Source organism: Bacteroides mediterraneensis, assembly GCF_016900355.1.
In the GTDB taxonomy this organism is placed as follows: domain Bacteria; phylum Bacteroidota; class Bacteroidia; order Bacteroidales; family Bacteroidaceae; genus Phocaeicola.
Genome location: NZ_JACJKA010000002.1, coordinates 1 through 12373 on the forward strand (window position 1 = coordinate 1; position 12373 = coordinate 12373).

The following is a 12373-nucleotide window of genomic DNA, read 5'->3' on the forward strand; positions in this document are numbered from 1 at the left end:
ATACTTAATATATAACTGTTTGTCTATATCCGAAACACTGTTATTCCAATTAATATCAGATCTTCCCGTGAAATTTTGCAATGGGATGAACTGGAACTTATCAGGAGAAAGATTTATAGAAGATACTGCCAGCATTAATAAAAATCTGGCAAAACGAGTTTGAATATATTTATATTCATTTTCAACAATAGACTTATCTTCCGAAGCACCAATAATCAAATAGGAATCTGTACAAACATCATTTGGCCCTATAATTTCTGTCCTTGAAACGATTCTGAATTGGCCGTTTTTATCAGGCTCACCAGCATGCTCAGCTGTTACTTTGCTCATAAGAATCTTGTATTTAGAAAGTAGTTGATTTGAAGCTAAAACAGCAGTTTTAGGAAGCCATGATACCCCTTCGCTTGATATTAAACGAAGATCTCCAGATTTATCGCCTCTAATATTTGATGATAAGCCAAATGGATTACGTGTGCTTACTATGGAGGCAAAGGTTTTATCTGATTGACATTTCTGAATTATATGGATAGCTGGATTATAGCGGATGAATACTGCAAACTGATCTAATGGGCGTGATACAGTATCACGTAATAATCCTTGGACAGTTGTAATCGAACAATCTCCATGGTGATTAGCATCCCATAATATGTAATTTACACCTCCACCAATACTTGATGTTGGGAAACAATCCTTTGCATTTATATAATCGAAAATATAACGAATTCGTTTATCAGACAACATATTCGCTCTAAATGAGTCCAACCCTTTACCTCCCGCAAACCATCTAGAAGGCATAATCATAGAAATGTATGTTGGATTTATAAGTTTAGCTATTTCAACAAATAAGTTATAAACAGGTTTTGCACTGACGCCAGCACCTCCATCCATAATTTGATATGGTGGATTTCCCACTATCGCATTGAATTTCATATTGTCATTATCTATGGCTTTCCAGTAAGAATGACCTTTGGCAACTTTGGTTATAAAGTTTTCCGGCTTGTTCTTAATCTGGTTGATTAAATCTTCAAAATATCTTGTATTCACTTTTGCTTTACGGAATCCGGCAAGCGTACGTTTGGTAATGCTCTTTGCCATTGGAGTCTTACAGATGACAAAGATGTTTTCAGCTATGACCTTGTCCCATACAGTCTGCTGCTCCTCTATCGTTTCTACAGCGAACAGAGAAGCCTTCACTCTGGCTCGGTAAATGCCGTATGCCATATAAAGCGGATAAAGTCCGGATTTGGAATTGATCTCCAGAATACGGGATTCAGGGGAGAAAACTTCTGCGGTAACTTCTCCTTTGTCTATAAACCGTGGTTCAGAAATTACATTCTGATACTCTGTGTCATAGAAGTTATAGCCTCCCAAACAGTCACCGAGGTGCATGTTTACCACGCGCCACGGAGTAAGTACCGTTTCCTTGTCCGGATTACGGAACGTACTGAAGATGTCCGTAATTCGTTCGATTCGTTCCTCTATACTCAGTTTGTCCGCGGCACGTGCCATCGCACGGATTCGTTTTCCAGCGGCACAGAATATTTCCGGGTCATAGTATTTTTTGAAGCTGTTGAATTTCTGCTTGGTCACTCCCTTGGGCATGAACTCTTCCCATGACTGCGGGTCAATGAGCGAGGCAAAATTATCAATCGTGATTTCCTGATTTTCATCACTCAGTTCCGCACCATAAATCAACAGTGGCATACGGATGGAGATGCCTCGGAGTATGGAAATGGCAGCCTCCCGGTTCTTTGTCTTCTTTTTCAACTCTTCTAGCCGTTTCCGCTCATCCTCCGTAAGTTCCTTCTTGGGTTTCTTCTCCAGTTTCTCCTTTTCCTCGTATTCCTCATTGTTCAGGCCTTGACTGTTGATGTCCACTTGGTTGGTCTTGGGCATGGCTCTGGTCTGGCCGATGATCTTTTTCAGATTATCGAACTCCTGTAGTTCCAGATCATCCAGTTTCATCAGCTCATCGTTATAAAGGCTGTTGTCCTCAAACCCGTTACGGACGACACGTTCCACATATACCCGTTTCAACTGTTCCAGCATACGGGGTACATCAAAGCGGTTCATCTGTGAGCCCTCAACAGATATGATAGGACAGAAATTGATAAACTCACCCATAGCCTTACGGTCGCTTTGTGAAGTTTTTCCGGCTTTGGACGATATTTTGGCTGTTTCGGCAATCACTTTCAGGGTACGGTCCGGAGCAAAATCAAAAACGTAGCACTGCTCCTTCATTCGTCCGTTGATGGTGGCGGGTGTCTGTACGCGAAAGATGGTCTGCATATAACTGGATGCGGCTGTATTATAAGAACCGGACAACATGAATACAGCGGTCCATGCCTTTACACTCACTCCGGTCGTCAGCCGTCCGCAAGAAAGGGTAATGGTCCGTGTGGCATCCGGATCTTTTCCGATAGCCTGTTCCACGGCTTCCAGGGCATCACGGCTCTCCTCGTCCTGATCACCGTCACCGGCTACATTGACCACCTTGAAATGCTGGAACGCCGGATGTGTCTGGAGCATGGCACTCAGTGCCCGTGCTTCCTTCACGCCTGGCACCATCCAGAGGGTATGGCGGAAAATATTCCGATATTCCTCGTTGGCATATGGATAAAGGCTGTCCTTGTCCTCCTTGGTAAGAAGATTCAGAAAAGCCCGCACGTCTTTTTCATGACAAAAACTGCCGGATTCATTGACCCTGAAAAATTCCTTGAAATTAAAGGCAACATCTTCATCTACAAATTCATGAAGCAGCCGTCCCAAATCGTAGGTATAGATATTGAGTGTAGGCAATGAGGCATACGGATTGGGATCACCAAAATGGAGTTCGTCCCAGCTCACCTTGGCCCGCTGTTCCATCACATAGTCCCATGTATAAATTTCATCCTCCTTAAAATCATCCAGCAGGTTAAATGGAGTACCTGACAGACGCAATACTTTGGTCTGTTCCTTGACCAGCTCTCCCATAACCGCTTTACCCAGTTCGGTCTGGGTGCCTTCGTGCGCTTCATCAACGATAATCAGGTCCCAATCGGTAGCAAATACTTCGTTGTTTTTGTCGAAGTTGCCACCAACAAGTTCAGAACCACGCAAATCCTGCATGGATGCAAAATAGACATAATGCAATCCGTGGCTTTCTGCCTGCCGTTCAAGACTGCTGTAACTTTCCCCGTTGTTCTTGGAACCGTATGCAAAATCCTTGCGGTCGTAAAATATCTTACCGAAATCCTCAAACCATCCGGCATCCACCACAGGACGATGAGTCAGAATCAGGATACGCTGAAACTCCATATCCTTGACAACCTGCAGGGCAGAAAGGGTCTTTCCAAAACGCATCTTTGCGTTCCAGAGCATCTGGTTGCCTTTCTTAAACTGCTTCTTGGTCTTGTTGATGGCTTCCTGCTGTTCCGGTCGGAATACAATCGGGGAATGTTCCCGGGTAACTTCGGCAGATGAAAGGGAACTCCGGCCTTCCTTGACAGCCGCAATGGCACGCTTGACGGTTTCCAGATCGGTGATGAACCATTCATTGGCTTTGTTAACCGTATCGAAGACTTTCTTTTTGATACCGGAGCGTTCCAGAACATTGTGTACCTCCTTGTCGTTGAATGAACGGAGTCCGCCACGGTTGTAAACGGTCAGTTCCGTATATAGCAGATCGTATGCGATGCCTGCCGTCTGTGTGTATTGGTTGATACGCTTTCTTGCCGCTTCATTGAGCGCCTTGCTGTTGGGAGACAGACCGAACACGTTTTCATCCTCACAGGTTGCCTCACCAACCTTCAGGCATCCACGGTGTGCCGCATCATTGATACGGAACACATAGATCAGTTTTAGTTTCAGGGACGATGTGAATCTCATGCTTCTTCATTTATGAGGTTGATAAATCGGATTCGTTTCCCCTTTTTGCCTGTTGCCTTGTCTGTAGTCCGCCAGTCCTTGATGATGCAGTAAATTCCGTTATGCTTGGTCAGGTCATTTTTCAGACAGCCCTCGCACGGTTCCCGTCTTTCAATCGTACCGAACAGGCCCGGTTCCATTCGCACACGTTCTCCGCAACTGTCCGGAACAACACCTTTCAGTCCGTCCATCTGCCATACATTCCAGGAGATGATATAGGCTATATGGTTGATGGATTTAATTTGCGGATCTTTACCGAACTTGTTCCGGTAATATTCGATGAAGGATAAGAGAAGGGCTTCACGGGCAAGAAGAAGACTGTCGCCCTGCCATTCATAGGCATAGATGCTTCTGTAAGCATCCTTGGCTGCCTCCAGCCATTCACGCGTTGTCGTAGTATTCTCACTGACAATACGGAGCTTACGGTCAAGCAGGCCGATACGTTTCTCCACGGGAATGAATGTTCCGGTAGTCGTATCATACCTGCTTACCAGATAAGGAGCTTCTCCACAGGTGATCTCCAACCGGTTTTCCCGTACATAGTCTTTCCATGTCCTGCCTTCAGGAAAAGCAATCTTATCCGGATTGATTTCCCATGAATGTGTACCGTCTTTGGATGTCACTTCATGGTTAAATACATCCTTTCTGCCAAACCAGGCTTCATCGATAAGGTTGTTTTGGGCATTACATATCCAGGACGGAGTAAATACCTCCGCCATTTCCCGAGAACGTGTGCTTTGGGTATCCCTGTGTTTCAGAACACGGGGCATGACCACATGCCCGTTCTTTCCGGTTATCAACTCTGGGAGAATCTGTGACCCGTATTCATAACCTTTGCCGAGCTGTTCATAATCGGAAGTAGCCCAGAATATATTACACTGTTTTCCTTCCTTACTCGTTGTATGATCTTTGAGCAAGGTATTCAGTAAGTCGGGTGAAAGTTCTTTCAGCCTGTTCTCCTGTATGTCGGCTTCTCCGGTTGTTTTCTCCATCTTTTTTCTGTGCGTAAAGGGGATGAGAAAGTCCCGATGTCTGCGTCTTTCTTAGACAGAGGGACTCACTCTTGTGCAAAGTTATACATTTTATTGAAAATCCTGCAATTTCAACCGTTGGATTTTCATCCGGAAGTCATTGAAATTCAACTGTTGTTTAGCAATTCTACATATAATTCATCGGCAAATCAGCCTTATAGTCCAAAATCTCCCTCTGTCTAAGAAATGAATGCTTTTGCTAAACGTTCTCCAATCCTACAGACTTTTCAGAATTTGTGCGTTGGCTTTGTCCACTACGGAGTTATCCAATGAGGCCAGATAAATTTGTGTGGTTGCCTCGGAATCATGTCCCATTCCTTCACTGATAACTGAAATCGGAATGTTCTTGCCTTTGGCTGCGCTTGCCCATGAATGACGGGCACAGTACATGCTAAGAGGAACGGATATATCGGCCAGTCTGGCTATTTCTTTCAGGTTTCGGTTTATTCCGGACATGACATTCCTGTAATGCTTGTGCGTATCCTTAAAAGGATATTTCAATACCGGCAAAAGATAAGGACTGAGATTGTCTTCCGGGTATTTGCCGACAATTTCCTGCATACATTTTTCCCACCTGATGACCAGCTGCTGCCCGGTCTTTCGTCTGCGATACGATAAGAAGCCGTTCTGAAGATCTTTCTTTTTCAGGTGAGCCATATCTATGAACGACATGCCACGGGTATAGAAGCTGAACAGGAACATGTCCCTTGCAAATTCCAGATTAGGCTGTAAGGACAGGTCCAGATTCTTCATACGCTTGATGGCGGATAAGGGAACGGCACGTTTGACGGTCTTGTCCACTCCCGTATAGACATGCCTGAAAGGATTACGCTGTTCCATCAGTTCCTTTTCCAAGGCACGGTTATATACCGCCCGAAGGATACGCATGTAGAATGAACTGGTATTCCGTACGGCACCTTTCCCATGAAGGTAGGCTTCATAAAACTGCATCAAGTCCGAATCAATTTCTGACAGCAGAACATCCCTGTCCCCCCTAAACTGCATGAAACTTTTCAGAGTACAGGAATAATTTTCAGCCGTGCGTATCTTGCCCATCTGTTTTAGACGGGCTATGATGCCTTGCATGAAGTTGAAAAACGACTGTCCCTCTGTATTGCTTTGAAAAGAAGCGACAATATCATCTGCTGTATATCCGGCTTTCCGGTTATCCAGTTGTCGGATAATCATGTCCAGCCGCTTCAAGTCCCACTCCATGCGTTCCTGCAAGGAAAGGAGCAGATTACTTCGTTCTGAACTACCGGCAATGATACAGCTTCCAGCTTCGTTCCATTCATCTGTAAATATCCGGTAATACGTCTTTAACTGACGGATTACACGGCTCTGGATAATCTGATAATAGATGGTACCTTCCTTTCCTTCTATGGTGGAAGGTCTGAATTTCACTTTAACACTGGCCATGGGCTTACTTTTTAGGTCCGTCCGTAATAGACTTGTCCTTGATGGACTTCGCCTTGCTGTCCAGTTCTCTCGCGGCCTGTTCCTTCAGCCGTGCCTGCTCGGTCAGGGTGGCCTGTCTCTGTACCGCTTCCTCGTAGGCTTCCACGTCCTCACGCATTTGTTCTATCCGTTCGTTGTTCCGGTTCGGTCCAAAGAGTTTCTCAAGTTCCACAAGTTGTTCTGGGGTAACCTCTCCTTTCATCTTGACATAACGATATTTCAGATCATTATCGGCCTGCATGTTATCTGCCCTCACCGAAAAATAGAGAGCCACGGACAGAATCACGATTGTCACGAACATCACGAAAAAACTCCCAAGAGTGTACGGGGATTCTACACTCAGGCTGAAATGATGGTTGATTTTGCTTGTCTTGACGGCATTCTTTCTGATTGTGTCATTGGTCTCACAAAACAAGGCTTCCACTTTCTCCTGGTGCTGCCGCTGTTCATTACACATTTCCGACAAGACCTGTCCAAGTCTTTCCTGTGACGAGTTCTTCCTGTCCATGGAAACCATATCGTTCTTGATGGCGGCAAGACCCTCGCACATGCGAGCCAACAATTTGCGAAATGTCTCATGACCATTCCGGACTTCATTCAGCACGGACTCATCCTTTTCATTGTTAACTGTCGGGCTATTACCTTCCAGCAAGGGAGCAGACAGCCCGTTGATTTTGTTTTCGATTCTTTCCAGACATCCGAAGATGCTCTCGATATATTCTTCCAATTTCATATTCCTGCAATTTTAATGTTTATGAATAATTTGAATGGGAAAGGACGGACTACAATCCGAATCCTTTCCTCTTTTGTTTCTTCTTCCTGCGTCTGCACAAGAGTTCTTCCTGAGGTAACGGCTCTTCGGGAGCGGTGCCGTTTGTCGGGCTGAACAGTCCCGGTCCCGTACCTTCGAGAAGAAGTCCTCCGTCCGGTATCCTTTGTAGTACCTTCCGTTCGGATTCCTGTTGGGATTCCGAAGGCTTCCAACTCAATTGGGCATTCAGCCTGGCAAAGCTGAACTCCCGGCTGATCTGTGAAGCCTTGAAGGTCTGCCCGTCCTTGGTGAACCGGATTCCCTGTATGTCCTCCGGCTTTTTTATCTCCATGGTACGTTTTACAAATTCCAGCCTGATACCCCGGCGAAGCAGGTAATCGTTGAACTCTTTCCATGTTTTGGAATGCTTCAAAGCTGCCTTGACGGCATTGAAAATTTCGTATTTCACACGCTCCGAAGCATGGAGCTTCTCCACATTAGTCTTGCCCTTGCCCTCCGCATATGTCAGCCCGTACTTGTCCTTAAGCAATTTTGTTACGATTTCATTACGCTTGTAATCGCCTTGGGAAGAGATTACCTTGCCGTCATATCCGATGCGGTTATAGACCAGATGGCAGTGCGGATTGTCCGTATTATGGTGTCTTACCAGAATAAACTGAGTGTTTTTTATCCCCATCAGCTCCATGTATTCCCAGGCTATTTTAGCCATAAATTCATCTGTCAGCAATGCCTTATCCTCAGGCTTGAAGCTCAATGCGATGTGTCCGACAGGCTGTTTTATCTTCGGATTAAGCTCATATTGGTAGTTGAAACTGTCCGTTATTTCCCGGATATTTCCCAGTAATATGCCATCTGAGTCGATGATTTCCGCGTTGTCCTTGCCCATCACGTAGCGGATACAGCCTCCGAAGGATTTCCCTTTCTTGATCTTTCCAATCATGACGGCCTCCTTTCTCCTTGCCTGTACTGGACGATAATCTCCTTGAGTTTCTGCAGGAGTTCCGTCACCGTCTTTTGGGTACGGTGGAACCCGGCCTGATGGGACAGACGGGTCAGCTGATTCAGGTTGTTTGCCATACCCGTAAGGCTGCGTATGACGGCAGTTTCCTCGGCAGAGTGTCTGGCCGTTATCGTCGTCTCAAAGGCTGATACGCGGAGAAATTCCGCCAGCGTGAGGTTAGCCTGTCTGCTGCGTCGGCATAGCCGTTCATAGTCTATCTTGGAGAATTTCACTGTAACGGCTTTGCTGAGTTTGCACACTCCGCTTACTTTGGGGCGTCCTCTCGGTCTGTTTTTCTTTTTGTCATTCATATTTTCTTCGTTTGATTTTTGATTATTCTTTTTCTCACAATCTGCGACCACCGGGAGCTGATTGTCTCCACTCTTTGGGAGTGGAGCGAGGTTTTCGGGATGCCCGAAAGATAACCTCGCTAACTCCCAAAACTGAAGTTTTGTCCGTTACTCCGCTAGGGCGGCTACTGACTGTCTGAATGCTATAATACTTGAAGTCAGTAAGTCTATGATTCAGGAAAATATCACAGTTTTCTCCACTGCTCGAAGTCTTCCGAGTAGATTTCAAGATGCTGCCGGGCGATGTTTTCAAGCAGTCCTGAAACGCTCATTTTACGTCCTCCCAACCTGCGGACAAACTCGTCCAGCCTGTCACGTACCTCACCGCTAACAAACACGGGCTTACGGTCTTCGATTCTCGGGACCTGAAGAAAGGCTTTCCTATATCCCTCCAGAGAAAGTTTTCTCTGCCTGCTGCTTATACGTCGCTGAAATGCGGAAACAGCTTCCTCTTTTCCAGTTGATGGTTGTTGGAACTCGGATGTGGTGTCGGTCTGTTCTACCGTTCCTTCTGACTTCTCTTTTCCGGTATCATTCAAGGATAATTCACGGGCTGTTTCAATACTGCCATCTGACGGGAGTATGAGTGACATGTCCGTACCTGTCATGGTCTCCCATTCTTCTTTGGTCAATTTCTTTTTTGTTGCCATACATTTTTGATTTTAATCGGTTTACTCACTGGTCTCGGTGCGCACCTTGACTCATTGTCGTGAGCAAAGGAAATGTGTATAGTGAACAGAATCAAGCAAATGGAGATACCGTGGCAATTATGTTACCCTATGCACAATATCGATTGGGCGATCGGTGCTGCCTGCCTTGATTTGCCGGAGTGATTTCTCCATGCCGGATTATTCAAGCGGATTCCGTTTATAAAGGAAGCTCATTGTATGCAGTTGATATGTAACATGATGTCATTCCTGGCAACGCATCGTCACCGGTCTGAAAATCCATTGTAATGTGATTCCTACTGCTTTTATTTGCAGTGGGAACAGAAAAAACGGTCATATTTCCTGTTGAAAATAATACGACGAGACATGATGGAATATCAGCTGTAAAAGAACTGTTCTGTTCCAGATTTTTGAATATATGTTTAACTGAAAATAAAGAAGACAATGGAAATCATCAGCTTTGAAAAAAGGACTTTCGAGGAGATTGCCGCCAAGCTGGATCGCTTCGTGCAGCGGGTGGAAAGTCTGTGCCGTGAACACGGTGGGAAGGAAACAGGTGAATGGATGGACAACCACGATGTCTGCCGCAGGTTGCGTATCAGTCCTAGAACCTTGCAGACTCTGAGGGATAACGGAACGTTGGCCTTTACAAAAATCGGAAACCGGACTTATTACCGTCCTGACGATGTAGAGCGTGTGGTCGGAAATGTGGAGGAGAAACGTAAGGAAGCCCGTTGGAAAGGCAAGACCATTTGAACGAGTTTCAAGAATAATGTATAACCCAATATCAAACGCGTATGAGTAATGAAATCAGAGAAAAGGACCACGAGTGGGTAAAGGCATTCCACTCGAATTTCGACAGGATGTTGGCCATGCTCGAAAAGTTGTTGGAAAAACGGCAACCGTCTGCTTATAGCGATGAACTGCTGACGGACAAGGAAGTGGCATACCTGCTGAAAGTAAGCCGAAGAACCTTGCAAGACTACCGAAACAACGGTATTCTGCCCTATACCCAAGTGGGCGGCAAGATTCTCTACCGGGCTTCCGACATAGAAAAGACACTGATGAAAGGGTACAAGGAAGCGTACCGACTTAATGAATAAAAACGGTACACTCTATTGGAATCTGTATCACTTATCAAACATGTGGGTGATGCAGATTCTATTTGTTTTATTGAAATAAGTAGGGAGAAATGCAAATAAAGTGGGGAGAAAAAGATTAAAAGTAGGGAGAAAGATTCTCGAAAAGCGGCTTGATGTTGATTCCAAGATAAACAATATGGCACAAAGAGACGTACACACTATAAGTGTTTTATGTAAACATAACTTTAAGAGTTGTTTTTATTTGGTATAACTATATTACAGGTATATAATTATTGAATAAAAGCAACTCTTATTGCGTGATAACTGGAAATTATGCTATCTTTGTAGTTGAATATAAGAGCTTATAATAAACTATGAGTATAGAATCGGCTAATAAAATAGATCTTCTGCTACGAATGGGGACAAAAAACGGCCTTTACTTTTCAGAATGGCTGAAAAAAAACGGATATTCGGATCAGCTGATAAGCAAATATAGGCAATCAGGATGGTTGACTTCATTGGCAAAAGGTGTTGTATATCGAACTGGTGATAAGTTATCCGCGTATGCCGCTGTGTCATGTTATAATAACCAACTGAACAGGCAACTGCGTGTGGCAGCCCATTCCGCTTTGGAATTGTTTGGGTTCAACCACTATGTCCCGATGGGAAAACCAGTTCTGATGGTGGCATATTCAGGGATAAGTATTCCCAAATGGATGAATGCCGATTATTTTGACAGAACAATAAAACCGTTTGAAACGAATATGTTTACCACAATTCAGACTTCGACTGTTAAAGTGGAAGGAGTAAACCTACTTGTCTCTTCTCCGGAACAGGCTTTCATGGAATGCATGTTGCTTGCCCCCGACCGATATGGCTATATGGATTTATATTATATTATGGAACAGCTGACGTCACTTCGTGCAGATGTTGTTCAGACCCTGCTGGAAACAATAAAAAATCTACGAGTAAAGCGTATGTTCCTTTATATGGCTGAGAAAGCCGGTCACTATTGGTTCGAAATGCTGGACATGGTGAAAATAGACATAGGAACATCCAAATTGCAACTGGTGGAAAACGGTATATATATAAGTAAGTATAAAATAACTGTGCCTAAAGAATTGTTTGATTATGAATGAACTATATAAAAAACAGGTGGCACTGTTGATACGTATTATGCCCTCTGTTTATCGTATCAAGGATTTTGCCGTACATGGCGGTACGGCCATAAACCTCTTTCACAAGAATATGCCTCGCTATTCGGTTGACATTGACCTGACATATATTCCTGTGCAAGGAAGGGAGGAAAGTCTCAAAACTATAAAAAGCCATCTTGAAACGCTGAAAGGATATATCGAGAAATCCATACCCGGAATCAAGGTTATTCCCAAATATGATGTATGGAAATTGCAGTGTACATTGAATGGTGCAACTGTAAAAATAGAAGTGAATGGTACTAAAAGGGGCATTATAGGAAGTACAGAGGAGAGAATGCTTTGCGAGAGATCCCAACAGGAATTCAGTATGGCATGTAAAGCCCGCACTGTGTCATATTCCCAATTATATGGAGGTAAGATTGCGGCTGCATTAAGTCGTCAGCATCCCAGAGATTTGTTTGACTGTAAATACATGGATTTGTCTTCATTTGATGATGTCAAAGCCGGTTTTATTCTTTGTTTGCTCGGCAGTGATAAACCGATAATAGAGTCTTTGCAGCCGAACCCGATTGATCAAAGTGAAGCTCTTGAAAAACAGTTTAAAGGAATGTCTGATGTAGAGTTCAACTATTCAGATTATGAAGAAGCGCGGAAAAATCTGATCGCTTTAGTCAATGACGCTTTAACCGATACAGACAGGGAGTTCTTACTATCCTTTGAGGATGGTACACCTGACTGGAGTAAATGCTGTGCTGGAGATCTGAGCGGATATCCATCCGTAAAATGGAAACTTCAGAATATTGCAAAATTGAAAAAGGAGAATCTGGAGAAACACCGTCTTGGCATAGATAAGTTACGACAATTCTTTGAGAGTACAAAGTAACAATAACTTTTCTGGAGGGAGCGCAGTTTATCGCCTGCCCATTTTATTGTGTTTCTAAAAAAATAT

General features: G+C 44.3%; 11 protein-coding genes. 4 read left to right on the plus strand and 7 right to left on the minus strand.

Annotation, left to right across the window (positions count from 1 at the left end):
* From H6A28_RS01860 to H6A28_RS01890, 7 genes are all read right to left on the minus strand, one after another.
* Positions 1 to 3867 (minus strand): Eco57I restriction-modification methylase domain-containing protein (locus H6A28_RS01860; protein ID WP_204478658.1); only part of this gene is annotated, 3867 nt, incomplete at its 3' end.
* Positions 3864 to 4898 carry a restriction endonuclease subunit M gene (locus tag H6A28_RS01865; RefSeq protein WP_204478659.1) on the minus strand — a complete coding sequence of 345 codons (1035 nt, stop codon included), beginning with the start codon at positions 4896 to 4898 and terminating at the stop codon, positions 3864 to 3866. The genes H6A28_RS01865 and H6A28_RS01860, both read right to left, overlap by 4 nt.
* A gap of 255 nt (positions 4899 to 5153) precedes the next feature.
* Positions 5154 to 6356 (minus strand): site-specific integrase, encoded by a 1203-nt coding sequence (locus H6A28_RS01870; RefSeq protein WP_204478660.1) that lies wholly within the window; start codon positions 6354 to 6356, stop codon positions 5154 to 5156.
* Positions 6357 to 6360: 4 nt separating this feature from the next.
* Complete coding sequence (locus H6A28_RS01875) at positions 6361 to 7128, minus strand: hypothetical protein (protein ID WP_204478661.1); 768 nt, start codon at positions 7126 to 7128, stop codon at positions 6361 to 6363.
* 49 nt (positions 7129 to 7177) lie between these two features.
* The gene (locus tag H6A28_RS01880) at positions 7178 to 8107 is read right to left on the minus strand and encodes a relaxase/mobilization nuclease domain-containing protein (protein WP_204478662.1); all 930 of its coding nucleotides are present in this window, start codon (positions 8105 to 8107) and stop codon (positions 7178 to 7180) included.
* The gene (locus H6A28_RS01885; RefSeq protein ID WP_204478663.1) at positions 8104 to 8478 is read right to left on the minus strand and encodes a plasmid mobilization protein; all 375 of its coding nucleotides are present in this window, start codon (positions 8476 to 8478) and stop codon (positions 8104 to 8106) included. Before H6A28_RS01885 ends, H6A28_RS01880 begins: the two co-directional genes overlap by 4 nt.
* 224 nt (positions 8479 to 8702) lie before the next feature.
* Positions 8703 to 9167, minus strand: a complete 465-nt coding sequence (locus H6A28_RS01890) for a DUF3408 domain-containing protein (protein WP_204478664.1) — start codon at positions 9165 to 9167, stop codon at positions 8703 to 8705.
* A 462-nt stretch (positions 9168 to 9629) separates the two neighbouring features.
* Between H6A28_RS01890 and H6A28_RS01895 the strand changes: the two genes are divergently transcribed.
* The 4 genes from H6A28_RS01895 (at position 9630) to H6A28_RS01910 (ending at position 12307) form a co-directional block, all read left to right on the plus strand.
* On the plus strand, positions 9630 to 9941 hold the full coding sequence (locus H6A28_RS01895) for a helix-turn-helix domain-containing protein (RefSeq protein WP_204478665.1): 312 nt from the start codon (positions 9630 to 9632) through the stop codon (positions 9939 to 9941).
* A gap of 41 nt (positions 9942 to 9982) precedes the next feature.
* The gene (locus H6A28_RS01900; RefSeq protein WP_204478666.1) at positions 9983 to 10288 is read left to right on the plus strand and encodes a helix-turn-helix domain-containing protein; all 306 of its coding nucleotides are present in this window, start codon (positions 9983 to 9985) and stop codon (positions 10286 to 10288) included.
* Positions 10289 to 10641: 353 nt separating this feature from the next.
* Entirely contained in the window at positions 10642 to 11406 is a 765-nt protein-coding gene (locus H6A28_RS01905) for a type IV toxin-antitoxin system AbiEi family antitoxin (RefSeq protein ID WP_204478667.1), read from the plus strand.
* On the plus strand, positions 11399 to 12307 hold the full coding sequence (locus tag H6A28_RS01910) for a nucleotidyl transferase AbiEii/AbiGii toxin family protein (protein WP_204478668.1): 909 nt from the start codon (positions 11399 to 11401) through the stop codon (positions 12305 to 12307). The genes H6A28_RS01905 and H6A28_RS01910 overlap by 8 nt, the downstream gene beginning before the upstream one ends.
* Positions 12308 to 12373: the final 66 nt, after the last annotated feature.